This window comes from Numidum massiliense, assembly GCF_001375555.1.
In the GTDB taxonomy this organism is placed as follows: Bacteria; Bacillota; Bacilli; order Thermoactinomycetales; family Novibacillaceae; genus Numidum; species Numidum massiliense.
In genome coordinates, this window is the sequence record NZ_CTDZ01000009.1 from 2,877,613 (window position 1) to 2,903,405 (window position 25,793).

At 52.9% G+C, this 25,793-nt stretch carries 21 protein-coding genes, 2 pseudogenes and 1 riboswitch; of the genes and pseudogenes, 4 read left to right on the forward strand and 19 right to left on the reverse strand.

Annotated features, from left to right (window positions below):
• Positions 1–172: 172 nt before the first annotated feature.
• The 3 genes from proS to BN1247_RS13440 all read right to left on the reverse strand — a co-directional run bounded on the left by proS (position 173) and on the right by BN1247_RS13440 (position 3,365).
• Complete coding sequence (gene proS, locus BN1247_RS13430) at positions 173–1,624, reverse strand: proline--tRNA ligase (RefSeq protein ID WP_054950851.1); 1,452 nt, start codon at positions 1,622–1,624, stop codon at positions 173–175.
• Between the two features lie 224 nt (positions 1,625–1,848).
• The gene (locus tag BN1247_RS13435) at positions 1,849–2,160 is read right to left on the reverse strand and encodes a YerC/YecD family TrpR-related protein (protein WP_054950852.1); all 312 of its coding nucleotides are present in this window, start codon (positions 2,158–2,160) and stop codon (positions 1,849–1,851) included.
• Positions 2,161–2,327: 167 nt separating this feature from the next.
• On the reverse strand, positions 2,328–3,365 hold the full coding sequence (locus tag BN1247_RS13440) for a DUF3048 domain-containing protein (protein WP_054950853.1): 1,038 nt from the start codon (positions 3,363–3,365) through the stop codon (positions 2,328–2,330).
• Between the two features lie 431 nt (positions 3,366–3,796).
• Here BN1247_RS13440 and BN1247_RS13445 point away from each other — a divergent pair, with 431 nt between their 5' ends.
• Positions 3,797–4,057, forward strand: a complete 261-nt coding sequence (locus BN1247_RS13445; protein WP_074011175.1) for a YgaP family membrane protein — start codon at positions 3,797–3,799, stop codon at positions 4,055–4,057.
• A 147-nt stretch (positions 4,058–4,204) separates the two neighbouring features.
• Here the strand turns inward: BN1247_RS13445 and BN1247_RS13450 are convergent, their stop codons facing one another.
• From BN1247_RS13450 to BN1247_RS13465, 4 genes are all read right to left on the reverse strand, one after another.
• Positions 4,205–5,092: a polysaccharide deacetylase family protein gene (locus tag BN1247_RS13450; RefSeq protein WP_231633291.1), complete on the reverse strand. Its 888-nt coding sequence runs from the start codon at positions 5,090–5,092 to the stop codon at positions 4,205–4,207.
• Between the two features lie 119 nt (positions 5,093–5,211).
• The gene (locus BN1247_RS13455; RefSeq protein WP_054950854.1) at positions 5,212–5,679 is read right to left on the reverse strand and encodes an Imm30 family immunity protein; all 468 of its coding nucleotides are present in this window, start codon (positions 5,677–5,679) and stop codon (positions 5,212–5,214) included.
• 220 nt (positions 5,680–5,899) lie between these two features.
• Positions 5,900–6,304, reverse strand: a complete 405-nt coding sequence (locus BN1247_RS13460) for an SMI1/KNR4 family protein (protein ID WP_147675259.1) — start codon at positions 6,302–6,304, stop codon at positions 5,900–5,902.
• Between the two features lie 48 nt (positions 6,305–6,352).
• Positions 6,353–6,730, reverse strand: coding sequence for a contact-dependent growth inhibition system immunity protein (locus tag BN1247_RS13465; RefSeq protein ID WP_054950855.1), 378 nt, complete (start codon positions 6,728–6,730; stop codon positions 6,353–6,355).
• Between the two features lie 395 nt (positions 6,731–7,125).
• On the opposite strand from BN1247_RS13465, the gene BN1247_RS13470 reads away from it, so the two are divergent.
• Positions 7,126–8,436 carry an ISL3 family transposase gene (locus tag BN1247_RS13470; protein ID WP_231633131.1) on the forward strand — a complete coding sequence of 437 codons (1,311 nt, stop codon included), beginning with the start codon at positions 7,126–7,128 and terminating at the stop codon, positions 8,434–8,436.
• A gap of 283 nt (positions 8,437–8,719) precedes the next feature.
• On the opposite strand, the pseudogene BN1247_RS13475 reads toward BN1247_RS13470, so the two are convergent.
• Positions 8,720–9,175 (reverse strand): annotated as a pseudogene (locus BN1247_RS13475) (YrhA family protein).
• A 418-nt stretch (positions 9,176–9,593) separates the two neighbouring features.
• Here BN1247_RS13475 and BN1247_RS18260 point away from each other — a divergent pair.
• Positions 9,594–9,773 (forward strand): annotated as a pseudogene (locus BN1247_RS18260) (transposase); the annotation flags it as partial.
• 266 nt (positions 9,774–10,039) lie between these two features.
• Here BN1247_RS18260 and purD read toward each other — a convergent pair.
• The 10 genes from purD to BN1247_RS13525 all read right to left on the reverse strand — a co-directional run bounded on the left by purD (position 10,040) and on the right by BN1247_RS13525 (position 23,499).
• Positions 10,040–11,491, reverse strand: a complete 1,452-nt coding sequence (purD, locus tag BN1247_RS13480; RefSeq protein ID WP_054950856.1) for a phosphoribosylamine--glycine ligase — start codon at positions 11,489–11,491, stop codon at positions 10,040–10,042.
• 28 nt (positions 11,492–11,519) lie between these two features.
• Complete coding sequence (gene purH, locus BN1247_RS13485; protein ID WP_407938289.1) at positions 11,520–13,163, reverse strand: bifunctional phosphoribosylaminoimidazolecarboxamide formyltransferase/IMP cyclohydrolase; 1,644 nt, start codon at positions 13,161–13,163, stop codon at positions 11,520–11,522.
• A gap of 109 nt (positions 13,164–13,272) precedes the next feature.
• Positions 13,273–13,848 (reverse strand): phosphoribosylglycinamide formyltransferase, encoded by a 576-nt coding sequence (purN, locus tag BN1247_RS13490; RefSeq protein ID WP_054950858.1) that lies wholly within the window; start codon positions 13,846–13,848, stop codon positions 13,273–13,275.
• Entirely contained in the window at positions 13,839–15,113 is a 1,275-nt protein-coding gene (gene purM, locus BN1247_RS13495; protein WP_074011177.1) for a phosphoribosylformylglycinamidine cyclo-ligase, read from the reverse strand. Before purM ends, purN begins: the two co-directional genes overlap by 10 nt.
• Positions 15,114–15,253: 140 nt before the next feature.
• The gene (gene purF, locus BN1247_RS13500; protein ID WP_054950859.1) at positions 15,254–16,657 is read right to left on the reverse strand and encodes an amidophosphoribosyltransferase; all 1,404 of its coding nucleotides are present in this window, start codon (positions 16,655–16,657) and stop codon (positions 15,254–15,256) included.
• Positions 16,627–18,984, reverse strand: a complete 2,358-nt coding sequence (gene purL / locus BN1247_RS13505; protein WP_054950860.1) for a phosphoribosylformylglycinamidine synthase subunit PurL — start codon at positions 18,982–18,984, stop codon at positions 16,627–16,629. Before purL ends, purF begins: the two co-directional genes overlap by 31 nt.
• 67 nt (positions 18,985–19,051) lie before the next feature.
• Positions 19,052–19,777 carry a phosphoribosylaminoimidazolesuccinocarboxamide synthase gene (gene purC, locus BN1247_RS13510; protein WP_054950861.1) on the reverse strand — a complete coding sequence of 242 codons (726 nt, stop codon included), beginning with the start codon at positions 19,775–19,777 and terminating at the stop codon, positions 19,052–19,054.
• Between the two features lie 130 nt (positions 19,778–19,907).
• Positions 19,908–21,203 carry an adenylosuccinate lyase gene (purB, locus tag BN1247_RS13515; RefSeq protein WP_054950862.1) on the reverse strand — a complete coding sequence of 432 codons (1,296 nt, stop codon included), beginning with the start codon at positions 21,201–21,203 and terminating at the stop codon, positions 19,908–19,910.
• Positions 21,196–21,705 carry a 5-(carboxyamino)imidazole ribonucleotide mutase gene (gene purE, locus BN1247_RS13520; protein WP_054950863.1) on the reverse strand — a complete coding sequence of 170 codons (510 nt, stop codon included), beginning with the start codon at positions 21,703–21,705 and terminating at the stop codon, positions 21,196–21,198. The genes purB and purE overlap by 8 nt, the downstream gene beginning before the upstream one ends.
• A 263-nt stretch (positions 21,706–21,968) precedes the next feature.
• A riboswitch (purine riboswitch) is annotated at positions 21,969–22,069 on the reverse strand.
• A gap of 179 nt (positions 22,070–22,248) precedes the next feature.
• A complete protein-coding gene (locus tag BN1247_RS13525; RefSeq protein ID WP_054950864.1) occupies positions 22,249–23,499 on the reverse strand; it encodes a glycosyl hydrolase family 18 protein in 1,251 nt (416 codons plus the stop codon).
• 240 nt (positions 23,500–23,739) lie between these two features.
• On the opposite strand from BN1247_RS13525, the gene BN1247_RS13530 reads away from it, so the two are divergent.
• Positions 23,740–24,948 (forward strand): site-2 protease family protein, encoded by a 1,209-nt coding sequence (locus tag BN1247_RS13530; RefSeq protein ID WP_231633293.1) that lies wholly within the window; start codon positions 23,740–23,742, stop codon positions 24,946–24,948.
• A gap of 127 nt (positions 24,949–25,075) precedes the next feature.
• Here BN1247_RS13530 and BN1247_RS13535 read toward each other — a convergent pair whose 3' ends face one another.
• Positions 25,076–25,750, reverse strand: coding sequence for an HAD family hydrolase (locus tag BN1247_RS13535; protein ID WP_054950865.1), 675 nt, complete (start codon positions 25,748–25,750; stop codon positions 25,076–25,078).
• Positions 25,751–25,793 lie beyond the last annotated feature (43 nt).

The window sequence follows — 25,793 nt, forward strand, 5'->3', positions numbered from 1 at the left end:
TAAAGAACCCCTTACTCCTTTTCATAGGAATAAAGGGCTACCCGTCGCCTCTCACCCGCAAGAGGCGACTGACTGTATATGATGGTGCGATCGTCGAGTGCAATGATGCATGAGACTGCTGTAAGGTTAAGGTAACGGCATCGAATCGCGCCACCGCAGAACGACCGTCTCGTTAATACGCCCGTGCAAACCAAACAGTGTGCTCAGCCGACTTGCCGCAAGCGACACACGTGTCCATTTTCTCTGGCGGGCCGAACGGAATGTTGCGACTCGTCGCACCAGACTGCTCTTTTACCGCCTTTTCACACGCATCGTCGCCGCACCAGCCAGCGAGGGCAAAACCTCTTTTCTCACGGACGATGTCAATCATGTCGTCCATGTTGTGGGCGACGTGCTCGTTGTCGTCGCGGAATTGTTTCGCCTTCGCGTACATGTTTTGTTGGATGTCGTCTAACAGGCTAGACATCCGCTCCAGCAATTCGCTCTCCGGCACGAACAGTTTCTCCCCGGTGTCGCGGCGGACGAGCACGACTTGGCCGTTGTCCATATCGCGCGGTCCAATTTCCAAACGTACCGGTACGCCGCGCATTTCGTACTCGTTAAACTTCCACCCCGGACTGACGTCGTCTCGCTCGTCCATTGTGACGCGCACTCCAGCTCCAACTAACCGCTTGCGCAGCTCTTCCGCGTGGACGTTCACGCGTTCGCGCGCTTTTTTCGGGCCGATCGGGATGACGACAACTTGCGTCGGTGCAATGAGTGGCGGCAGTGCCAAGCCGCGGTCGTCGCCGTGTACCATAATAATCGCACCGAGAATGCGCGTGCTCACGCCCCAGGAAGTCGTATACACGTGCTTCAGCGCGTTGTCCTTGTCCAAAAATTGAATGTCGAACCCTTTGGCAAAGTTTTGCCCGAGGTAGTGCGACGTACCCGCTTGCAACGCTTTGCCGTCTTTCATCATCGCTTCGATCGAATAGGTATGTACGGCGCCGGCGAATTTTTCCGAAGGCGTCTTCTGTCCGCGGTAAACCGGGATCGCCAGCACTTCTTCGACAAATTCGGTATACACATCGAGCATTTGCTTCGTTTCCGCCTCCGCCTCTTCTGCCGTCGCGTGAGCGGTATGGCCTTCTTGCCACAAAAATTCACTCGTGCGCAAAAACGGCAAGGTACGCTTTTCCCAGCGCACGACGTTAGCCCACTGGTTAATTTTGAGCGGCAAATCGCGGTACGACTGAATCCAGCGCGCGTACATGTGACCGATCACTGTTTCTGAGGTCGGCCTAACGGCGAGGCGCTCTTCTAGTTTTTCGCCGCCCGCTTCCGTGACCCACGGCAGCTCGGGGTTAAACCCTTCGACGTGCTCTTTTTCTTTTTGAAAAAAGCTCTCCGGAATAAAGAGCGGAAAGTAGGCGTTGCGGTGCCCTGTCTCTTTAAAGCGGCGATCGAGTTCGCGCTGGCACGCTTCCCACAGCTCGTACCCGTCCGGCTTAAACACAATACAGCCTCGTACCGGTGCGTAATCCATTAAGTCAGCTTTTTGAATCACGTCGAGATACCAACGTGAAAAATCTTCTTTTTGCGGTGTGATGTCTTTAACAAATTGTTTGTCTTCTTTTCCCATATTCAGCATCCCTTACTCGATTCTCAAAACCGTTCGCCCGTTTCATCACAGCTGACGACTCGTGCAGAGGTTTGTTATGCTTTCATTATAGCGGAATTGTCGCCCTGTTTCATGCGCAAAGCGCTTTACCGTCCCTGTCCCACGACTCTGGCGTCGCCTTTCGCACCATTCCCGCGTCGCTTTTTCTAACCATGTTGCGATTGTTCGCGACTCCCTCACTTTCACTACTCGTCATCGCGATTTTCCGCTGCCCCTAACCGTTCGAGGGCAAGCTTGTAGCCGTCCGTGCCGTAGTTGAGACAGCGTTTCACGCGCGAGATCGTCGCCGTGCTCGCACCTGTCTCGGATTCAATTTTGCTATATGTGTGGCCCAATTCGAGCATGCGGGCGACTTCGAGCCGCTGTGCGAGCGACTTTATTTCATTCGCCGTGCAAAGGTCGTCGAAAAATTTGTAGCAGTCATCCAACGTTTTCAATTCGAGTACAGCCTCAAACAGTTGGTCGATTTCACGATCCTTCCACTTTTCTAAGGACATCTATAATTCCTCCCGCCGCTTTATAATTGTCGTCTTATAATTGTCGTCATGTAATTGTCGTCAAAAGGATGCGCAGCTAATGATCGTCGACAACAATCTGACGACGATCAACCATTCTTTAACCCATTATCACTTTAACCCTTCGACGTTGTAAAGGAATTTTCCTGCTATTCCTCGTAAGTAACTGTGGCATCTTCTGGAATGACGTTCACCCACGTTTTTCCGGGAACGAGCGGCAACTCTTGTCCGTCAGCAAAAGGGCGCGGGAAACCGTCCGCGTACTTCCACTCGATGTCGCGGACTCCTCCTCCTTGGAACAACCACCCTTGGCCAGAGCCGGTTAATTCTACCGCCCGTCGCCCCTTATTGTCAAGTACGCGGTGCTTCGCTTTAATCACTAACACGTTTTGCATCGCCAGCACCTCGCCACTCTCCCGATCGACTTGCTTTTCCCCCATCGTATCGCGGGTGTATCGTTTGGCATCTGCATCGTACGAGTAGCCCAATTCGTACAGGCTGCTGTAAACGACGCGAATGTGATGCGCCTTCTCGCTCACCTTCCCCCCGGCAGCTGTCTCCACCGCCTCTGCAGCAAAAGACAGCTGGGGTAGTGTACGTCGGTCAGTGAAGCCGTTCGCGGCAATTCCTTGCGCGACTTCCTCTAAACTCGTATACAAGTTGTGCGGTGCCTCGCGGTCGTCGGCACGCCAAAAATACTTCCCGTTACGGCTAATCTCGTTTAAACTCGGATACCCCGGTTGCGTAAACCGCGCTTCTGCTTCCGGACTGCCTCCGGCGTGCACGACGACACTATCGAGCCCTTCGGCTAAATCCAAAAAATAAGGACGTACGCTACGAATTGGACCGATTGTCCCCTTCTGTTCCACATGATAAAACGCAGCAAAGCGCGTAATTTCTCCTTCCGCCAACACTTCAAACACGATGTCGGCACGTCCTAATCCGGACTGTGGCCGCGCCGCGGGATGGTTGTTGATCATCGCCATGACGGCGGGACGATCTGTCGCTGTTTTCATTTTTTCACCAGTTAACGGGGCGATGCCCGTCTTGCCTGTCGTTCCGCCGCTCTTGGGATCCTTCGTCCCGTCCGTCTGAGCGGGCGTGCCAGTTGGGGCACTCGTACACCCAGCGAAAACGACACTGAAAACGACAAGGATGAGGCAACAAAGTTTTGGTACCTTTTTCATAAACAATAATCCTACCTTTTTTATAAAAGTTATTGGTCTGTCTCGTAAACAAAGGTCGGTCAGCTCTAGTATAGACCAACTGATAGGATTTAAGAACAACGCGCCTTGGGTGAACTGAGTAGTTTTGCAAGCATGCCATTGCGAGCAGCACCACTTTGAAAGCGTTTTTATTTGTAGTAGAAACAATATACCACAGCCGCCAACAGCTGTGCAAACCGCTACTGTCTCATCGCTAGTTATACCGCTCGTTCGACCGCTTGTTATACCGCTCGTTCGACCATTTACAGATCGGTGAAACCCGCCAGCCACGAACCGTTTACTGAACGGACTACAAGTAAACGATCCTTAATCAGTAAAAAATCCCATCCCGTATAGTTTCGTTTCCCCGAGACAAGCTATGCACAACATTCGTGCGGGAGGTGTAAGAAGCAGTGCAAAAAAATGTCGGTACGTTGGACGCCACGTTACGCATCACGTGCGGTTTAACGGGGCTCGCTTGGGCGACGGCGCGCCTCGTTCAGCACCCAGATCGAACGACGCCAAAAATGATTGCTTGGTTAAGCGCGATGAAAGTCGCAGAAGGCATCACCCGATATTGTCCGATGCTCAAATTGTTATGCATCGACACATTAGAAGGAAAAACAGCGAAAGATTTGTTTACGAACAGCGGTTCCAACACTATTCGCGCATAATGACCCGTTAAAATGGGTGTATAAACGAAGGCACGGGGTAGTTAGGGAAAAGCTTGTAGCCTTGTAGCCGCACAAATGCAGGGGAGAACGTTTTATATATATGTCACGGGCGTTTTATCTCGATTCCTTAAGTAGAAAACTCCCCCGCTACGTGCGGTAAGCACTTATATTCAACAACTGGGGGATCGTTTTAAACGCGTAGCCTTCACCTCGGAGCGAGTTAATGATCCGCGGCAACGCCTCCACCGTATTGCTCAAGTCTTCCCCCGGTCCTCCAGCCGAGTGCATGAGGACGATCGATCCGAGGCTAGCGTGCGCTAGAACGTTCGTCGTCACTTGGGCGGTCGGAATTCCCGTCCAGTCCAAACTGTCGACATTCCATAATATGATCTTGTACTGTAATTCGCGCGCAACGCTGATAACCTCTTCATTCAACGCCCCGTACGGCGGGCGGAACAACAGCGGCCGCACTCCGCCGACTCGCTGCATTTCATCGCTCGTCCGCGTTAATTCGCTACGAATCGTTTCTCTATTTTCCCGTGCCAAATTCAAATGGTTCCACGTATGGTTGCCGACGACATGTCCTTCCCTTAACATCCGCTGAAACACACTCGGCTGCTCTTGAATACGCGTCCCGATAACCATAAATGTCGCTTTCACACCGTAGTTGCTCAGCACGGTTAATATGCGCGGCGTGTATTCGCCATCGGGACCATCGTCGAACGTTAGCGCGACTTCTTTTTTCTCTGGTCCTTTTAAAATGACGTCTTGCGGATAGCGCGCATGCCAATCAATGATGCGTGGATAAGGTGGACGCCCGCCACTTCGCTCCGTGCCCCCTTGCATCGGCGGAACTTGTTGCAGCCAACTCCGGTACCGCTGTAGCCACTGATCGCGTCGGTAGAACCAACTGTTGTGCGGGTAGAAAGTTTGGTTAAAGGCTTGTCGTGGAAACACTAAGCGCGAATCGAGAGTCGCAAAAGGCGTTGGAGGTGTCGATAAATACCAGTTGTGCGGGTTGATGTAACGGTTCACGCGTTGCCCCCCTTTGGTACCATCTTACGCCGAAACATGGGCAGACGTTCTATTGTCGTGTCAACATATGTTAGTGGGTATTTAGGCGCTAACCAGTAAACGGCTCTAATTATTTTCCTTTAACACTTCATCCCCTTTAACACTTCATCCACGGCATCACTAAATATATCGGGATCCTCCTTCTTTATTTCAACCAAAAAACCCTTTATTACATCTGCCGTTAATGGATCAACATTTGTTAACACTTTCCTATAGACAGATCTTACTCGAGCGTGGTTAAGAATTCTATAGTGCAATATTTCCATCCATTCTTTGGAGTAACTTATGCTCGAGGGAACAGATTTAGCAACTAACGCTAGCCCCCTTTCTATATCATTCTTGTATAAATCCTCAATCGAATGGATTAACCCAAACATAACCTCGGAGCATTCTGTATCATCATCCAAAACTTTGCACAAGCTCGGAATGATAGATACATCTTCGTTGGCAATAATCATCGCTAGAGTCTCTTCAAATTCCCGTATCTCATCTTCATTCTTCATTAATCGCTTATCATAAAGTTCTTTTAACATTTGATCACTGTTCATCCTGCAAATCACCCCTCTCCCTCGCCATCAACCATTTTCACCTCCAAACCATCTTCGCCGCATTCGCCGACACCTTCCGACGCTCTCGTCCGATTGATCGGATGGATCTTGTTAATTTCGGTGATGAATGTCGGGGTTGATGGTCGTAGACGAACTGCTGGATACGGGTCACGGCTTCTTCGTAAGGTTCGATACCGTTAATCTAAGAAACGATCTACCCCTATGTTTTCAACAAAAAGGCATGTAGGTTCGGGGCAATCATTACAGCATCATCAACATCTAAATTACCAAAATCCGTTATATAGAGGCCGAATCCTCTTGATCCATTTAGATACATCAATACGCCTCCGCCTTCATCATCGCCGATCGCTAAAGATTCCGGAATGAATTCTTGGATATTGTACGCCTTATTCATTTCAATACATCCTAACGGTCCCCAGATACGTATATACTTTTTATTATCAACATTAATTTCCACCTCTGTAGCTTGACGAACAATATCAAAATAGTCCGTAGGGACAACTATTGAGGAAAATTTCTTCAAGTCCGCAATTTCCTTCCCCGTACAAGGAGGTTGTTTAGCATCAACACTAAATTTGCTGCTTAAGTCTGTGAATAAATTCATTAAAAATCCAGCCTTTCATATTTTACTGCTAGTTTATCGGTCATTATATTAATTTTGACCTAGTTTCTTTATAAATTTCTCCAACAGATCTGTGTACTCTTTCGCGTCCTCTTCACCAATCCACCCGAGATCATCTAAATTATCCATAATACTAGTTGTTAACTCTGTCAACGTTTCCACTTTATCCGCATACACCGAGCGATCTAGCTCGTATAATAACTCCAAAAATTGCCCGTCATAAAGTTCCCCCGCTAAAGGATCTTCTTTGAGAAACTGTATGGCTTTTTCTACCCCCAAGTCAATTAACACGTTTTGGCCTATCATCCTATAGACGTCATTAACATCGATGTCATCAACTGTTTTTTCTATAAAGGTACTGTACCACTTTTCCAGGGCGTACTTTGGATTTTTTGCTGCGGGAGGCATACTATAAATCTCCTTAATCTTTCTTCCGTCGGACATCATTTTATCCTTCCGTAAGGATCGAATAATTTATCGAACACCTTTAGTTCCGGATGGATGGTAACTATTAGTCACGCAAATTCACGGGAATTGGCGATGAGCCGAAAATACTAGCTAAATGTATCTAATGACAATAATACTTTCACCACCTTTTCTATCAAATACCGATACAATGCGACCCCATTGATAATCATATGGCGGGAGGCCTAACATTGATTCAAGCCATTCGTCATGTTTTTTTTCTTTTTCATTTCATTATCCAGAGACCAGTCAATCCATGATTCACCTGGTGTGTCTTCCGAAAGATGTATACTGTTAAGGAACCCGCTTAAAAAATAAAGGCTTCCTCGCTAAAGCTGATGGGTATTGCTGATTCCAAAGTTGTCCATACTGCTAAAAAAGATAGAAAAGGCGGTATGGTTACTATGTGGATCACATCAGAGAATACCACGTTAATTAAGCTATTGCAGTCGGCGCTCTTAATCGAAAAACCTTGGGAATTAACAGTCATGGCGTACGACGAAGAACAGGAACAATGGAACCTGTATCTCGATTTCCCTCGTGGTGCCGAATTTCCATGTCCAACGTGTGGAACCCCCTCCAAAGCATACGATGTTTCTTCAAAATCATGGCGGCACTTAGATTTTTGGGAGTGGAAAACGTATGTCCATGCCCGTGTCCCTCGTGTAACCTGTCGTCAATGTCATAAGGTCATCACTGTACACGTCAGCTGGTCTCGACCCTCATCCCATTTTACCTGGCATTTCGAATCCTACGCGATGCGCCTAATGTCGGAAATGCCAGTGAAGGCTGCCTCTCGTGAACTACGTGAACATGACACGCGGTTATGGCGCATTTTTCGCCATTACGTGGAAAGAGCCATGGAGGAACTTGACCTGTCTAATGTAAAGCGTGTCGCGATAGACGAAACGTCCTCTCGTAAAGGTCACCAGTACATCACCTTGTTTGTGGATGCGGATCGTAAACTGGTTCTATTTGCTGTCGAAGGAAAGGGCTCGGAGACGATCCATCGCTTTCGAGAGCACTTATCCAGCAACGGGGTAGATGCAGATCAAATCGCTGAAATGTGCTGTGACATGTCCCCCGCTTTTATTAGGGGGATTCAGGACGCCTTTCCGCACGCCCAGATCACATTCGACAAGTTTCATGTGATGAAAATGGTTAACGAGGCAGTCGACGACGTCCGAAAGGAAGAGCAAAAACAGACGCCGGAGTTACATAAAACCAAATATATTTGGCTTAAGAACGAAGATATGTTAACCAACGATCAAAAGAAAACACTCGAGCGATTAAAAGATGGTAACCTTAAAACGGGGCGGGCGTATCGAATGAAACTGGCTTTACAGGATTTATGGCAGGTTAACCAACTCTTTGCCGACATTTTCTTAGATGAATGGTTAGGCTGGGCAACACGCTCGCAATTACCCCCATTTATACGTGTCTCAAAGACGATAAAGAAACATAAGGAGGGTATTTTGCGCTGGTTTACAACACGTATGACTAACGGTCTTTTAGAAGGTCTCAATAGCCTTATACAGGCGGCAAAGCGAAGGGCACGTGGTTACCGTAATCCCCAAAATCTCATTCATATGGTGTACATGACTGCAAACAAGTTGTACATTCGGGCTTGCGCGTCGAGGCAAGCATAACTAGCCTTTCCGCTTAGCTGCCCCATCTCATAGACGAAAGCAGGAGTCAAGCGCTTTTCTTGACGGCTGCTTTCGTCTATGAGAACCTTTTAAGCGCGAAAAGGCTCCCATGGTTTACCCATGAGAAAGAGCGAAGAGCCATTTTTTATAAGGTCATCGACCTCGGGAACAAATATTTGCGGTAGTTTCTCTGTGACTAGTTGTGGCTTAAAGAGACTGGAATTCAGAATCCTCTTGCGGTGGGCGTTTACATATTAATGGTTTAATAATTCAAGGAGTCGTATTAAATAAGTCGTGATTTTAGTGCATCTTCGAGCATAGCGTCAAAGTCTTCGTATGTACTCATGGGTGTTCCTGAAGGCTTATCAAGTTCCAAATAAACCCCCTTTATTCTATCCAAACAATACCACGCAACATCAGAGTCCCCAAAGAAAAGGAACCTTTTTTGCCACTCATTGTCATACTATATCTTATTTGTATCTACAAACCCGCAAATTTGATCATTAATTATTTCACCGATTAAGAATTTATCAACCTCATAAATAACTAGCCCGTTGAAATCCAATCCATTAGTAACCTTAAGAAATTCCAGGTATCCAGCGGGCAGTTTAGAACAATCTAATTCCTCTCTAACCTTATGCACCATTTGCCTAATGGCATTCGCGTCTGCTGGGCTCTGAATTCCATTTCCGTACTTGGCCTCAATTTCTTGTATTTTTAGCGGTAAGTCCTTCCACATATATTATCCTTCCTAAAAAAACCCTTCGGATACATGATCCCTTTCGGCATCGGCGGAGAATCTATTTCGATTCCGGGGATGAATCTCACACACGATCACTTTTTGGCGGCTCATCTGGTGATTTCCCAAGGGCTTCTGAGGTCATTTGCTCTGGTGCAAACTAGTTGCAACAGATCACAGGCAGGAAGCGCGACGTACGGCGAGTCTTCGGCAATAAATTGCTCGAGCGCGTGCAAAGAAGAGAAAATCGGAAGCATATTAATTGATAAATTGACCATTATTCACGTACGATTCTAATTTACACTATTGTCCTATTACTGGCAATACCTTTGTTTTATTTCTAACAAAAAAGTGTCACAAAAAGGGCTACTGCTGAACAAAGTCACCTCTCGAATAGCTGTATGTACATGAATCTCCCGTTTTTCCGGAAAAATACTGCAAGCGGCTGCGTACAACTAACAGCGTCGAAAGGCTCCACGAGGAAATTCGTCGTGAACGGGTCATTAGTACTTTACCGAATCGTCAATCGATCGTACGCTTAATCGGCGCGTTGTTCATGGAAAAAGATAAGCAGTGGGAGAGCGGTAGGGGGTATCTTGGACCGCGTACTTTGAGTGGCGAAGGACAAAAGAGTTCGCCACCAAAGTCACTCACATCGTGCAGGCTTTACATGGCGGGGCGGGCATGATCGGCTGGTTCGCCGTGCGGTATGTCATTTCACATCCGCCCAAGCGCAAGAAATCATGCCCGTAGAAGCTCCATGTCAAGCCGTCATCGGCGCTCATTCTAGCTGAGGTTATTTTTACACATAAATTAGGGTTTGATCTTGCTTGGGTCAATTAAATCATAATGTTTTATAAATAATCAATCATTGTAAATAAAAGCCACTGCTTTCATCGCTTTCTCCCCAATATCCTGGCGGTAGTGTCGGTCCGTAAAATGAATGCCCTGCACGGCATCGTATGCACGCTGCTGGGCGTCTTGTAAGGAAACGCCCAAAGCCGTTACACCTAACACGCGCCCGCCGTTCGTGACGAGCTGTCCCGCTTCGTCGATTTTCGTGCCCGCATGAAACGCGTACACATCAGGCACTGCCTCGTCCCTGTCGCGCGGCACACAATCGTCGTGCAGGTCATCGTTACGCGCGGCTCTATCGTCGTACATGCCGTCATTGCACTGCACGCTATCGTCGTGTGGCTCATCGTCGTGTGGACCACCATTGCGCGTAGCATTATCGTCGTGTGGCACATCGCCTAACGACGGCAGGCCGTCGATCGGATGCCCTTTTTCGAAGTCGCCGGGATAACCGCCGGAAGTGAGGACGACACAAAGCGCAGCCCGCGAATCCCACTCCAACGCGACCTGATCGAGTGTCCCGTTACTCGTCGCTCGTAACACAGGCAATAAATCGCCGTTCAGCCGCGGCAACACGACTTGTGTCTCCGGATCGCCGAAGCGCACGTTGAATTCGATCACTTTCAGCCCTTCGGCTGTGTGCATGAGACCTGCGTACAGCACACCGCGAAAGTCGAGCCCTTCCGCTTCCATCGCCTCGGCCATCGGTTGCAACACTTGTGTGACCGCCTGCTGTATAAGCTCCGCATCGAAGTGGGGCACAGGTGAATAAGCGCCCATGCCACCCGTATTTGGCCCGGTATCACCGTCGTATACCGCTTTATGATCTTGCGCTTCGACCATCGGCACAACGGTGCGGCCAGCAACGAATGCCATCAGGGACAACTCTTCCCCGCGCAAACATTGCTCCACGACGACTTCGTCTCCCGCCGTACCAAACACGCGGTCACACATGATGCGCTCAAGTGCCTGCTCTGCTTCATCTAACGTCTCGGCGACGGTCACGCCTTTGCCCGCGGCTAAACCGTCCGCCTTAATGACGATCGGTGCGCCGACGCGCCGCACGTAACGGCGCGCTTCTTCGTAATCGGAGAACGTGCGGTAATCCGCTGTCGGCACGCCGTATGTCGCCATTAACTGTTTGGCGTACGCTTTACTGCCTTCGATTTTGGCTGCACGCCGGTTCGGTCCGAAAATCGGCAAACCCCGTTCGGTAAAATAGTCGACAATCCCGTCAAACAGCGGTTGCTCTGGCCCGACGACAGTATAGTCGATACGTTCGGCGACGGCGAACGCCGCCAATCGGGCAAAATCGTTTGCCTGAATATCGACACACGTCGCCACCGCGGCGATCCCTCCGTTTCCCGGGGCACAAAAAACAGTCTCTACGCCTTTACTTTGCTGCAACTTCCAACAGAGGGCGTGTTCCCGCCCACCACTGCCGACAACGAGTACGCGCATCGTTTTTGCCTCTCTCCTTTGGAAAAAATTAATGTTTGAAGTGACGGACTCCCGTCATGACCATCGTCATCCCGTGTGCGTCGCACACGTCGATCGAATCTTGATCCCGCTTCGAGCCGCCCGGTTGAATGACGGCCGTAATGCCTGCCGCAGCAGCGGCTTCCATCGTGTCTGGCATCGGAAAGAACGCATCGGAGGCGAGTACAGCGCCGCGCGCTTTTTCCCCCGCCTGTTCGAGAGCAATCTTTGCCGCGCCGACGCGGTTCATCTGTCCCGCTCCGACGCCGATCGTCTGATTGTCCTTCGCAAGCACAATCGCGTTCGACTTCACGTGTTTGACGACGCGCCAAGCGAAGAGCAATTGTTCCCATTCCGCAGCCGACGGTTCGCGTTTCGTGGCGATGCGGCACGCGTCTTGATCCAACTTGTGCACGTCGGCTTGCTGCACAAGTAAACCGCCTTGCACCGATTGCATCTTATACGTCGCTCTGGCTACTCCCGCCGTGTGCATTCGCAGGAGGCGCAAGTTTTTCTTCGTTTGTAAAATAGCGAGTGCCTCCGAGGTAAAGTCGGGAGCAAGGACGATTTCGAGAAAAATGTCGTGCATGCGCCGCGCGGTCGCTTCGTCGACGGGGCGGTTCGTCGCGACGATTCCCCCGAAGATCGACGTCGGATCAGCTGCATACGCCTTCTCATACGCCTCGCGAACCGTTGCGCCGAGGCCGACGCCACACGGATTCATATGTTTCACCGCGACGACGGCTGGTGCGGAAAACTCGCTGACCATTTCCCACGCCGCGTTGGCGTCGTTAATGTTGTTGTACGACAGTTCTTTTCCGTTCAACTGCTCACTGGCGGGCAAACCGATAATGGTGTTCGGTTCGCGGTAAAAAGCGGCCGATTGGTGCGGGTTTTCCCCGTAACGCAGCGTCTGCACGCGTTCAAAGGGGAGCGTCAACCGTTCCGGATAGGTACCATCAGAAGCAGTAGCTGCTGTGATCGCTTTTTTCGCTGTTGTAGACACTTCCTTTGTTACTGCTGCTTTCTCTGCCACAGCCGCTTCGGAAGTTGTATCTGGGGCCGATTCGGTTTCCTGCGTAAAGTAGGCAGCGATCACACTGTCGTAAAAAGCGGTGTGGCGGAACACTTTAGCCGCGAGCCGCCGCCGCCAAGTGGGGGACGTCTCACCGTGTGCCCGCAATTGCCCCACGAGTGCTGCATAGTCGGCCGGATCGACGACGACGGTGACGGCCGCACAGTTTTTTGCCGCTGCACGCAACATGCTCGGTCCGCCGATGTCGATGTTTTCAATCGCCTCATCCCACGCGACACCTTCTTTGGCCACCGTCTCTTGAAACGGATATAAGTTGACGACGACGAGGTCGATCGGTGTGATGTTCAGCTCGGCCAACTGATCGCTGTGCTGCGTAAGGTCCCGCCGCGCTAAAATGCCACTATGGATGTGCGGGTGTAACGTTTTGACGCGGCCGTCCAATATTTCCGGGAAGCCGGTCACGTCGGAAATACCGACGACCGGGAGACCGGCTTCTTCAAGTGTGCGGTACGTTCCTCCCGTCGAGACGACCTCCCAGCCTAACGCCGTCAGCTCGCGCACGAGTTCGACGATTCCCGTTTTGTCTGACACGCTAACAAGCGCCCGTTTTTTCATCAGTTTACGCCTCTTTCCTTCGCTATTGGATAACACTATCGATTCATTCGCTTCGTTTTTGCGACAGCTGTCGCTGATTACTACCGCTTACTGACGCTTTTTTAGTTACACGCTACTGTGTTTCCTCAATTAAGCGGCGTATGACTTCCGGATACAATTCGTGTTCGACCGCCTGAATTTTTGCCGTTAGTGTCTCACGGCTGTCCGTTTCCGCCACTGACACTGCCCGCTGGGCGATGATCGGGCCGGTGTCCATCCCCGCGTCGACGTAGTGCACCGTCACGCCCGTCACTTTCACCCCGTGCTGCAGCGCTTGTCCGATTGCGTCTTTTCCCGGAAAAGAAGGTAGCAGCGAGGGGTGGATGTTGACAATCCGCCCGGCGAATTTATCTAGCAATGTCGGTCCGATTAGGCGCATGTAGCCGGCGAGCACGAGCCACGAAACGTCGTAACGTCGAAGGACGTCTCGCACGGCCGCCTCATACGCCGCTTTGTCGGAAAACGTGCGCGGGGCAAACGCATGCTGGGGTACGCCGAGTCGCTCTGCCCGTTCGAGCACTGTCGCGCCAGGACGGTCACAAATGAGGACCGATACGGGGACGCGCCACCCTTCCTGCTGGCTCACTTCAACGAGTCGCGCAAAATTAGAACCGCTCCCCGAGGCGAATACTGCGATGGTCACGACCAATCCCCCTTAAGCGTTACGCGTGTGGGATTGGCTGTATCGCCTACTTCGACAGTAGCGTCTCCACTTGTTGCACCGTCTGCACCGACAGTAACGTCTACACCGACAGTTACATCTCCTGCAGCCTTTTCCTCTCCACCGGCTTTGTTCCCTCCGTCTTTCTCCGATAACTCTTGAGGTACGACCGCACCGATGCGGTAAGCCTGTTCCCCTAAGGCATTAGCCCTTTCGATGACGGCGTCGGCCTCCTGCTCCGGAACGGCCAGCACGAAGCCGATGCCACAGTTGAACGTTTGCGCCATCTCCTCCGGCGATAATTTGCCCGCGCGGCGCACGACGTCAAAAATTGTCGGTACGGGCCACGTGCCCCATGTGATCTCGGCCGCTAACCCGTCGGGTAGCATGCGGGGCACATTTTCAAAAAAGCCGCCACCGGTAATGTGGCTCATACCGTTTAGCGTGTGTTCCCGCAAAAGGGTCAGTACTGTGCGCACGTAAATGCGTGTCGGGGTGAGCAATTCTTCTCCGAGCGTTTTCCCGTCAGCTGCCGGCGACATCTTTTCATGCGGCGCGATCCCACCGATTGCGGCGACAACATCCGCCACAGGCCTCTTCAGCAGCGTTGAGTCAGGGTCGACGAGCAGCCGCCGCACGAGAGAAAACCCGTTGCTATGCAGCCCCGAAGAGGCGAGTCCGATCAAAGCGTCCCCAGCCTGGATGCGCACCCCGGTGACGAGGTGTTCCCGCTCGGCAATGCCGACGCAAAATCCGGCCACATCGTACTCGCCGCGCGCGTACATTCCCGGCATTTCGGCGGTCTCCCCGCCGATCAAGGCACACCCGGCCTGTGCACAGCCGTCGGCGATCCCTTTGACGACTGCCTCTGCCTGTTCCGGCTGAAGCTCTCCCGTCGCCAAATAGTCGAGGAAAAACAGCGGTTCCGCACCTTGCACGGCGACGTCGTTCACGCACATCGCCACACAGTCGACCCCAATCGTGTCATGTCGATCGAGGGCAAAGGCAAGCTTCAATTTTGTCCCTACCCCGTCTGTCCCGGCGACGAGTACCGGTTCGCGGTAACCGGCGGGAAGGGCGAATAAACCGCCGAACGCCCCTAAACCGCTCAGCACTTCCGGCCGCGCCGTGCGCGCCACGTGCTGCTTAATCCGCGCGACTGTTTCGTACCCCGCTTCGAGATTGACGCCCGCGCAGGCATACGCTTTGTTAACACTGTTCTGACCGGCTCCGCTATTTTCCGTTGCACTCACTATGCCGTCTCTCCCCACAAAATTTTTCTTGAATCTCGGCGTCCGCTTTTCCCTCCGCTATCTCCTATCTGTACATGACGGGATTGCTATTTATCGCTCCCCAATATAAAGGAGGAAACCTCTTAATGGACTGAGCGTCTTTACGACGAAAGATCTTCGTATATTTCTGTCGGATACACCCCGTCGAAACACGCGAGACAGTGCCCGCGGTTCACCTCATCCGCCGGTCGTCCGACTGCCTCCAGCAACCCGTTCAGCGAGAGGAACGCCAAGCTGTCTGCACCGATCAATTGGCGGATGTTTTGCGGCGAGTGGTTCGCCGCAATTAATCCGTTGCGGTCTGCCGTGTCGATGCCGTAAAAACACGGGTTTTTTACCGGCGGCGAACTGATGCGGACGTGTACTTCCGTTGCGCCAACTTGCCTGAGTAGCTTGACGATGCGCTTAATCGTCGTCCCGCGGACGATCGAGTCGTCAATTAAGACGACCCGTTGTCCTTCCACGACGCGGCGCACCGCACTGAGCTTCATTTTTACGCCTTGCTCGCGCAACTGTTGGCTCGGCTGAATGAATGTCCGCGCGATGTAGCGGTTTTTAATTAACCCTAATTCATAAGGGTATCCAGCGGCTTCCGCATAACCGATCGCAGCGGATATGCTCGAATCGGGGACTCCAGAAACGACGTCCGCTTCGACTGGCGCTTCCACGAACAACTGTTTGCCGAGCCGCTTGCGCACGCTGTGCACGTTTTGCCCATCGATGTCGCTGTCAGGACGCGCAAAGTAAATGTACTCAAACGTGCAAACAGCGCGCCGCGTCTGTCCGGTGAGACGGTCGACGTGCATGCCGTCGCCGTCTAAGACGAGCAGTTCCCCTGGCGCCACTTCCCGCACGTACTCGGCCCCGATGGCATCAAACGCACACGTCTCGGAGGCGAACACGTAACTGTCGCCTAACTTGCCGATCGACAGCGGACGAATGCCGTGCGGGTCGAGAGCGGCGATGAGGCAATCTTTCGTCATGATCAAAAAGGCGTACGCCCCTTTTACCATGCGCAGCGATTCCTTCACCACTTGCTTCAGCTCGCTGTAGCCGGAACGAGCAATCAAGTGGGCAATCACTTCGGTGTCACTCGTCGTCTGAAAAATTGAACCCATCCGCTCCAACTGATGTTTAATTTGCGACGCATTGACGAGGCTGCCGTTCATTGCAAGCGCCAACTCACCGTCATGGTAGTTAAACAACAGTGGCTGCACGTTCGCCGGCGACCGTTCGTCGCGCGTCGAATAGCGCACGTGCCCAATCGCCATGTGACCTGATAGCTTTTGCAGGGCTTCGGCGTCAAACACTTCCGTCACTAACCCCGTGTCGCGATGAGCCGTAAAGCGATGCCCGTCTGAACTGACGATCCCACAACTTTCTTGGCCGCGGTGCTGCAGCGCGTGTAAGCCATAGTATGTCAGCTGCACCGCGTCTTCGTGCCCGAACACGCCAAACACACCGCACTCTTCGTTTAGTTCGTCGATGATCGGCTCAACTGACATGCTAGCGTTCCCTCCCACACATGTTTCAACTCGCTGACGTCTTCACGTACGACGACGTTGTCGTTAACGGCTATTTGTAGCGGAGTCCCCGCCACTGTCACCTTACCGATCACCGCACACGACGCACCGTGCACCTTCGCGATCTTCTGCACGTCGTCTAACTGTGCCTCGTTCACCGCGAGCAACACGCGCGACTGACTTTCACTGAACAGGACGTCCGTCGCCGACAGTTCCGTTTGCAATATGACGTCGGCACCGTAACCACCCGCGAAACACGCCTCGCAGAGGGCAACGGCGAGTCCGCCTTCCGATAAATCGTGCGCCGCTTGCACGTGTCCAGCGCGAATCATCGCTAAGGTAGCCTGCTGCACAGCTCGCTCCCGCGCCAAGTCGAGCCTAGGCGGTCGCCCAGACGGCTCTCCTTCCCGCACGTGTTGCCACACACTGCCGCCGAGCTCCGCGTACGTTTCGCCGAGCAAGACGAGCACGTCTCCCGCTTGCTTAAAGGCGTGTGTCGTCGTATGTGCCACGTCGTCGATCAACCCGACCATGCCGATGACTGGCGTGGGGTAAATCGCTTTGCCGCCCGTCTCGTTGTATAGGCTGACGTTGCCGCTGACGACAGGCGTTTCTAAGCTGCGACACGCGTCACTAATGCCGCGGACACTTTGCTCAAGTTGCCAATAAATGTCTGGTTTCTCCGGATTGCCGTAGTTCAAGTTGTCGGTTACGGCGAGTGGTTCCGCCCCGGAACAGACGACGTTGCGCGCCGCCTCGGCGACGGCAATCGCTCCCCCTGTGTACGGATCGAGGTACACGTAGCGCCCGTTGCCATCCGTCGTCATCGCCAGCGCTTTTTTCGTGCCAGTAATCTGTACAACGCCCGCATTCGCACCTGGTCCGACAACGACATCAGCATGTACGCTGTCGGTTGGTGCTTGATCGCAGACTTCAGCGCCGTTGCCTCTGTACGCGACATCCGTATCCGCACATCCACAGCTGTTTTCCACTGGTGAAGCCCCTGCTACTGACGCTACAAATTGCTCGTACACCACGCGCTTACTCGCTGCGTTCGGCGACTGTAGTACCTGCCGCAACGCCGCACCAACGTCGTCCGTCTGCAACGTCGCACCCGCTTCGCGTACACCGTTTTGCGCATAGTCATCCGGTTCGCGCGCCGCACGGGTATACTCCGGCGCCTCGTCAACTAACGCCCGTACCGGGACGTCACACACTTCTTTTCCGCGGTGACGTAAGCGCAGACACTCGTCATCCGTCACGCGGCCGACGACGGCCATCGGTACGCCCCACTTGTCGGCGACGGCGCGAACGTCGTCTTCCCGGCCTGCCGCCACAACGATGAGCATCCGCTCTTGCGACTCGGACAACATCAGTTCATACGCGCTCATGTCATTTTCCCGCTGCGGTACTTGGTCGAGGTCCAACTCAATGCCGTTCCCTGCCTTTGCCGCCATTTCCGCACTCGAACTCGTCAATCCAGCTGCACCCATGTCTTGAATGCCCTCGACGATGCCTTGGGCGATCAGTTCCAAACACGCTTCCATGACCCGCTTCTCCATGAACGGGTCACCTTTCGGCACGACCGGCTGTTCCGCATCTGTATCGTCCGCCAGCTCTTCTGAAGCAAACGTCGCCCCGTGAATGCCGTCGCGCCCGGTACTTGGCCCTAAATAAATGACCGGGTTGCCGACGCCAGCAGCGACACCTTGCTGGATGTGCTTATGCTCGAGCACACCGACGCACATCGCGTTGACGAGCGGATTCCCGCGGTATGCCTCGTCAAATAGGACTTCGCCGCCGACTGTCGACACGTCGATGCCCCTGCCGTATGCGGCCATCCCCTTAATCGCCTCGGTTAACAACTCCCGAACCCGTTCGTCAGACAGCGGTCCGAAGCGTAGCGAGTTCAACAGGGCGACCGGCCGTGCCCCCATGGAAAACACGTCGCGCACAATACCGCCGACACCCGTCGCCGCGCCGTCGAACGGCGCCACAGCGGACGGGTGATTGTGACTTTCAATTTTGAAGACGACGGCCTGTCCGTCGCCGATGTCGACGATGCCAGCCCCTTCTCCCGGCCCTTGCAACACGCGTGCTCCCGTTGTAGGAAAAAGCCGTAACACCCGCTTGGAATTTTTGTAACTGCAATGTTCCGACCACATGACACTGAAAATGCCCGTTTCGACATAATTCGGCTCGCGGCCTAACGCGTGGCAAACTTTCGCGTACTCTTCTTCGGAAAGCCCCATCGTTTCATACAATTTGCCCTCAGCAATTTCGCGCGCTGTCGGTTCTCCCTTGTGCACTGACGTTCCCCTCCTGTGATCGGTCCATAAATGATTTGTTAATTGTTAACTGCTTATTCTCGATTTTTTACTCGGCGGCTACTTCTCCGCCGCCGAGACGCTTGTAAATCTCCTCATACGCCTCGCGCACATTGCCTAGGTCGCGGCGGAAGCGGTCCTTATCCAACTTTTTTTTCGTCTCCGCATCCCAAAAACGGCACGTATCCGGCGAAATCTCGTCGGCCAACAGCAACGTTCCGTCCGCCGTCAATCCAAACTCGAGTTTAAAGTCGACGAGGATCACTTGCCGTTCGCGCAAGTAGCTTATGAGCAAATCGTTCACTTTAAGCGCCATTTGCTTCATTTGTTCTACGTGTTCCGCCTCGGCTAGCTTAAGCACGGAAATGTGGGAATCGTTAATGAGCGGATCGCCGAGGTCATCGTCTTTGTAGTACGTTTCGACGACGGCGTGGGCGAGTTCCGTCCCTTCCGCTAACCCGAGTCTTTTCGCCAGCGAACCGGCCGCAATGTTGCGCACGACGACTTCGATCGGCACAATCTTCACGCGCTTTACTAACTGTTCCGTCGGCGACAATTGGCGCACATAGTGCGTCGGAACACCGTTCTCCGCTAAATAACGAAAAAAAATGTCGCTAATCAGGTTGTTCAATTCCCCTTTGCCGCTAATTTGGCCGTGTTTTTTCCCGTCAAAAGCGGTCGCATCGTCTTTATACTTAACCCACACGACATCGTCTTCAGCTGTCGCAAAAATTTGCTTCGCTTTCCCTTCGTACAACAACTCGCCTTTTTCCATCGGTTTCCCTCCGACTCCAAATTTTTTAAACGTCACGCGAGATGGTTGACTACACAAACCGACTATTAAACGTTTCGCAATGCAACTGCACGGCAACTTTGCGTTTCATAAGAACCGCTCTATAACCGCTCTACTCCAACCCTAGCCGTTTAAAAATCGTGTCCACGTGCTTCAAGTGATAGTTGTAATCAAAACAGTCCGCGATCGCCTCGTCACTGAGTACAGCAGTAATACGGGCGTCGCCTGCGATAAAGTCGCGAAATGGCTGCTGCTCTTCCCACGCGCGCATCGCGTGGCCTTGGACTAAGTCATACGCTTCTTCGCGCGTCATGCCTGCGTCGATGAGCGCGAGTAAGACGCGTTGCGAGTAAATGAGCCCGTACGTCCGCTGCATGTTGGCACGCATGTTCTCCGGCAGAACGCGCAAGTTCTCCACGATACCGGCAAAGCGTCGCAACATATAATTGAGCAAAATCGTCGCATCCGGCAAAATGACCCGCTCGACTGAGGAGTGGGAAATGTCCCGTTCGTGCCACAGCGGCACGTTTTCGTACGCCGATACCATGTGGCCGCGCAGCAAGCGCGACAGGCCAGTAATGTTTTCTGAGCCGACGGGGTTGCGCTTGTGCGGCATCGCCGACGACCCTTTTTGTCCTTTGGCGAACGCCTCTTCTACTTCGCGCAGTTCCGTCTTTTGCAACCCGCGTATTTCGACGGCGAACTTCTCTAACGACGTGGCGATGAGCGCCAGTGTCGCCATATACTCCGCATGGCGGTCGCGCTGCAGCGTCTGTGTCGAAATGGGTGCCGGTTTGAGCCCCAACTTGTCACAGACGTACTGTTCCACCGACGGCGGCGTGTTGGCATACGTCCCGACGGCGCCGGAAATTTTCCCGTAACGCACCGTTTCCGCCGCGCGCTGAAACCGCTCGATGTTACGCTGCATCTCCGCATACCAGAGCGCCATCTTCAGCCCGAACGTCGTCGGTTCAGCGTGTACCCCGTGCGTCCGCCCCATCATCACCGTGTCTTTATGTTCGATCGCCTTCACTTTTAACACTTGTAAAAAATGCTCTAAGTCGCACTGTAAAATGTCGTTCGCTTGCTTCAACAAAAACGATTGCGCTGTGTCGACGACGTCAGTCGACGTCAACCCGTAGTGCACCCATTTAGATTCCGGTCCGAGTGTCTCGGATACAGCGCGCGTAAAAGCGACGACATCGTGGCGCGTCTCCTGTTCGATCGCGTGGATGCGGTCGACGTCAATGCGCGCCTTTTCCCGAATGAGAGCGACGTCTTCGGCAGGAATTTCCCCGAGTTCGGCCCACGCCTCACAAGCGATAATTTCGACTTCCAACCAAGCGCGGTAACGGTTTTCTTCCGTCCAAATCGCGCCCATTTCCGGACGCGTATAGCGGTCAATCATGTGTGTATCCCTCGATTCCGTCTGCTTGTAACTTCGCGTCTTTTTGCGCCGCTCGTTCCGCCATTTGCTCGCGGACGCGGGCGAATTGTTGCCGCACGTCGGCATCGTGACTCGCGACGATTTGCGCTGCGAGCAACCCGGCGTTGTACGCCCCGTTCACCGCAACCGTCGCCACGGGAACGCCTTTCGGCATTTGCACGATCGCGTACAGCGCGTCCGTTCCCCCTAATGCGCTGCCGGCCAGCGGAACTCCGATGACAGGTAAGTTTGTGAACGCCGCAATGACCCCAGGCAAGTGCGCCGCCATACCTGCCCCGGCAATAATTGCACTAAACCCGCGCGCTTCCGCTTCCCGCGATAGGTTTGCCGTCTTGTCCGGCGTACGGTGTGCCGAAGAAATGTGCACCTCACTGTCGACACCGCATGCAGTGAGCGCGTCGACGGCCTGCTTCATTACTTCTAAATCCGAATCGCTGCCCATGACCACGAGTACTTTCGCCATGAAGATTGCCCCTTTTTCATAAAAATATAATAACGGCAAAAAAATAACCGAACGAGAGATTTTCGACAACGAGAAAAATCTACCGTCCGGTTATAGGACTCGGCACGTATCGACAGTGTGATGCTGCCTTAAGCCACTAGCCTAGCCTAGCCGCTAGCCGCTCGCTTAACGCCGCTTTGCACAGCTAAAACATAAAACCACTTCGCGCAAACCGCTTTCTGCAGCTTAGAAACCTGTCGACTTTCGCACCGGGCATCCGACCTAGCCGTAACACTTTTTCCCGTAGTCCAGGAATTTACGGTTCCCGGGTAGAGACTCTCGAGCCAATTCTCGAGTATATACGAGAGACTATGCGTTTTTCAGTTCACTTACAGTCTAACAAATGCGCGATCCCTTTGTCAACGTAGAAACGAACAATTTATAGTTTTTCCTTTATATAGTTCGTGTCTAGCGAATTAAGAGGGCAAATGAGCGCCCATCTTCCCTTGACTGCCTCGCTGATTGTACACGTTTGTCCCTATAATTTGCGTGAGACGTTCGCCATTAACGGCGCCTAATGTAAAAATTATCCCGCAGTAAGCGCCAGTTGTTCGGAAACGACTCGCTTATTTCCCAATAACTAACTCCGCGAAGGCCGTATTTTTTCACTAAATTAAATTTCTCCTGCATGCTTTTGTCATTTTCAAACCACACGATGTGCTTTTTCCCCCTCCCGTCCGTATAGCGGAAAAACGGCGCCTGCGCATCCCGGTCGTAATTTACCGTCGCCCCGTATTTCTCCGCGAGTGCCGCTGCTTTTTGCGGTCCGATTCGTTTCGCTGGCGGGCCGCCTTTTTTGTAGGGCAGTACCCAATCGTAACCGTACAGCGGTGCTCCCATCACAATCTTCTCCCGTGGGATGACTGAGACGGCGTAGTCGAGGACATTTTTTACTTGGCTGATCGGCGCTACCGCCATCGGCGGTCCCCCGGTCCATCCCCATTCGTAAGTCATGAGGATGACGAAGTCGACGATGCGCGCGTGAGCACCGTAATCGTGGGCGCTATACCACGGCCCGGCCTGCTTGCCACTAATTTTTGGCGCAAGCGCCGTCGACACGGGAAAGCCGGCCGCTTTCACTTTAGGGGTAATTGTTTTCAGAAATTCGGTGTAACGGTCGCGGTCAGAGGCGAAAATGTGTTCAAAATCGATGTTGAGCGCGGCGTACTTTTTACTCTTCATCACTCCGAGGACGTTGTCGATCAACCGATTCATCGCCTCCTTATCCGTGAGGATCGCATGGGCCACTTCTTGTGAAAACGTCCCGTCCGCAAAGTTCGTAATGACGAGCATCGGCTTCGCCTTACTCTGCCGGGTAGCGGCTAAGGCCGTATCATCTTTCAGTGGAATGAGTGACCCGTCTTTTTGCACCCGGTAGCTGAACATCGCGACGTACGTTAAGTTGTCAGCGACTCCCTTCACGAGCTGCGGCGCTTTCGTCGGACTAGTCGGTTCCAAGTAGCCGATACTGTCGATCGTCGGCTTGTCGCTAGCGATCCGCGCGCCCTTACCGCCGCGAACCGTTCCTTTACCGACGCGGTTCGTCCCTTTACCGACGCGGTTCGTTCCTTCATCGCCCAGCATTTTCGCCGGTTTTTGTCCATTACTTTTCACCCGACTTTGACCGCTCGTTTTCGTTTGCCCTGGAGGTGTGGCAGATTGATCGCGTCGCGTCGCCTGTCCCCCCATCCTGCAAGCACCTAAAAGCATACAAATTAACGCTAACAAAAGCAGTGTTTGCTTCGATCGTTTCATGGTGAACCTCCTTTGTCATGTTCAAAATCATTGAATGGTAGGTGTTTTTAATATGTATCGCGGAAAAAGTTCTATACAGAAAGAACGCTGCAAAGGTCTAGGAGAGGGGAACGTCTTCAAAGGCAGGGGAAAAATTGCTCCTCGGCAATCACCTGTATAACTTGCGTTTCCATTCGTATGCATTATGATAAAAAAAGGAATATACACACGGATGAAGAGCGAGAATGGAGAGCGAAAACGGTGGAAAACAATCAATGGAAAAACCGTGAAAACAAAGCAGAGGACGACGAACACCGCACGTCTTTGCCATCAACGACGCCGGGGCCGGAACGAGAGCCGGATCGCAATCGCAATGCTGGGCGCCAAAAAGGGTTTTGGAAATGGCTCGGGGGGATCGGCGCGATTATCGTTACCTTTATCACAAAACTAAAATCGCTACTACCACTACTGAAACTGGGGAAATTCGGCGGCACGATATGGAGTATGGCACTGATGATCGGCGCTTATGCCACCTTTGCGCCGTGGACGATGGCCATCGGCATAGCGGTCATGATCTTTATTCACGAAATGGGGCACGTCCTGGCGGCAAGGCGGCTAAATATTCCCGTCTCCGCCCCGACGTTCATCCCCTTTCTCGGCGCATTAATCAGTATGAAAAAACAACCGCAAAATGCGCGCGGCGAAGCGTACCTCGCGATGGGCGGTCCCTTACTCGGCACAGTCGGGGCACTCGTCTGTTACGGATTGGCAGAAGTGACAGGCTACACGCCACTTTACGGCGTGGCCCTGATCGGTTTTTTTCTCAACTTAATTAACTTGTTGCCGATTCACCCGCTGGACGGCGGCCGCATCGTTACCGCTATCTCGCGCTGGCTGTGGCTCGTCGGACTCATCGGCGGCTTAGCCGTCATCATTTACTTGCGCTCGGTGCTGTTTTTTATCATTTGGGCCTTGTTCGCCTGGGAACTCGTCAGCACGTTCCTTTTAAAAAGAAAAAGGAACGATTACGTCGATCGCTACCGCAAAACTTTTCCCGATGTGGAAGTACAGCGGTTTACGGAAGTGGGGGTCCCCGTGCCAGCAGAACAGCACGTACGCCAGCTCCCTTACACCCAATACTGTGACGTCGCCACGAAACAACAGTTGCTCGCCGTCGCTTATCCCGGCATCGGGGTGATCGGCCGTTTTCCGTTTGACGAAGCGCAAATTGAAAAAGTGGAGTTAGTAGAGACGAAACAAGCTTCTCCGACCGACGTACAAATGACAGTGACGATCTACTGCCCGCACAACCCGGACAAATACCCTTCACTCGGTAAAGACGCTTATTACGATGTCCCGTTAAAATCGCGCATCTTGTTCGGCATCGGCTATTTCGGCCTAGCCGCCTTGCTCGTACTCCTGTTATACGCTGTCAATGTGAGTGCCCAGGCAGGGAACGTCCTGCCTTAAAAAGTCCTTTGTCGAACTCGGCTGCGGGACTAGCAGGGTGACGATCCCGCTCGCCGCCAATGACCACGCGCTCGTCGGGGTCGACTAGCGCAACCTCACGTGATCACGACGCAAAACGCATGCCCATTCAATCATAGACCCGTCGCAACCGCGCCAGTAACTCATTGAGCGGCAGCTCAGCCAAGGAGTCGAGCTGTACATCGACCCCAACGTGGTCAAACGACAGATGCTCCGTCATCGCATTCGGTACGACGACGCAATACAGTCCCGCCCGCTTCGCAGCTAAAGCGCCGTTCGGGGAATCTTCGATCGCGACTGCCTCCGCACCGTTCAATCCGAAGTCGTCAAGCACTGCTTCGTACAAATCCGGCGCCGGCTTCACCCGCGTCACATCGTCCGCGCACCTCATCGCACCAATGTTCGGCAGCAAGTGCAATCGCTCTAAATGGCCGCCGACCCAGTCCCGCGGTGAACCGGACGCTACCCCCACCTTCAGCTGCAAGCGTCGCGCCTCTTTCATATATTGTGCGACCCCAGGCCGGATCTCTTGCCCCTCCAACAGCTGCATCAGGCGCGCCCTGCGCTCCCGCCGCACGCACGCCCGGTCGATGTTAGCGCCGAGTTGCTGTTCCAAGTAGGTGATCGGATTAAACATATCATTAGCAGTGCCAATCACTTGTGCCCACATAGAAAAGGGCAGCTCGCAGCCGTACGCCTGGTACGTGTCTTCCCACGCTTTAAACTCGGCACTTTCCGTATCGAGAATCGTCCCGTCGAAGTCAAATATAATCGCTTTTATCATTTGATCCCTTCCTCCATCGCCACATCATTCCCAGATTGGTAGG

What these genes read in the sequence shown, in the direction of transcription:
- proS (WP_054950851.1), bottom strand. Translation starts at nt 1,624, where the DNA reads ATGGGAAAAGAAGACAAACAATTTGTTAAAGACATCACACCGCAAAAA.
- BN1247_RS13435 (WP_054950852.1), bottom strand. Translation starts at nt 2,160, where the DNA reads ATGTCCTTAGAAAAGTGGAAGGATCGTGAAATCGACCAACTGTTTGAG.
- BN1247_RS13440 (WP_054950853.1), bottom strand. Translation starts at nt 3,365, where the DNA reads ATGAAAAAGGTACCAAAACTTTGTTGCCTCATCCTTGTCGTTTTCAGT.
- BN1247_RS13455 (WP_054950854.1), bottom strand. Translation starts at nt 5,679, where the DNA reads ATGAACAGTGATCAAATGTTAAAAGAACTTTATGATAAGCGATTAATG.
- BN1247_RS13460 (WP_147675259.1), bottom strand. Translation starts at nt 6,304, where the DNA reads ATGAATTTATTCACAGACTTAAGCAGCAAATTTAGTGTTGATGCTAAA.
- BN1247_RS13465 (WP_054950855.1), bottom strand. Translation starts at nt 6,730, where the DNA reads ATGCCTCCCGCAGCAAAAAATCCAAAGTACGCCCTGGAAAAGTGGTAC.
- BN1247_RS13470 (WP_231633131.1), top strand. Translation starts at nt 7,126, where the DNA reads ATGGGTATTGCTGATTCCAAAGTTGTCCATACTGCTAAAAAAGATAGA.
- purD (WP_054950856.1), bottom strand. Translation starts at nt 11,491, where the DNA reads ATGCGCGTACTCGTTGTCGGCAGTGGTGGGCGGGAACACGCCCTCTGT.
- purF (WP_054950859.1), bottom strand. Translation starts at nt 16,657, where the DNA reads ATGTCAGTTGAGCCGATCATCGACGAACTAAACGAAGAGTGCGGTGTG.
- purC (WP_054950861.1), bottom strand. Translation starts at nt 19,777, where the DNA reads ATGGAAAAAGGCGAGTTGTTGTACGAAGGGAAAGCGAAGCAAATTTTT.
- purB (WP_054950862.1), bottom strand. Translation starts at nt 21,203, where the DNA reads ATGATTGACCGCTATACGCGTCCGGAAATGGGCGCGATTTGGACGGAA.
- purE (WP_054950863.1), bottom strand. Translation starts at nt 21,705, where the DNA reads ATGGCGAAAGTACTCGTGGTCATGGGCAGCGATTCGGATTTAGAAGTA.
- BN1247_RS13525 (WP_054950864.1), bottom strand. Translation starts at nt 23,499, where the DNA reads ATGAAACGATCGAAGCAAACACTGCTTTTGTTAGCGTTAATTTGTATG.
- BN1247_RS13535 (WP_054950865.1), bottom strand. Translation starts at nt 25,750, where the DNA reads ATGATAAAAGCGATTATATTTGACTTCGACGGGACGATTCTCGATACG.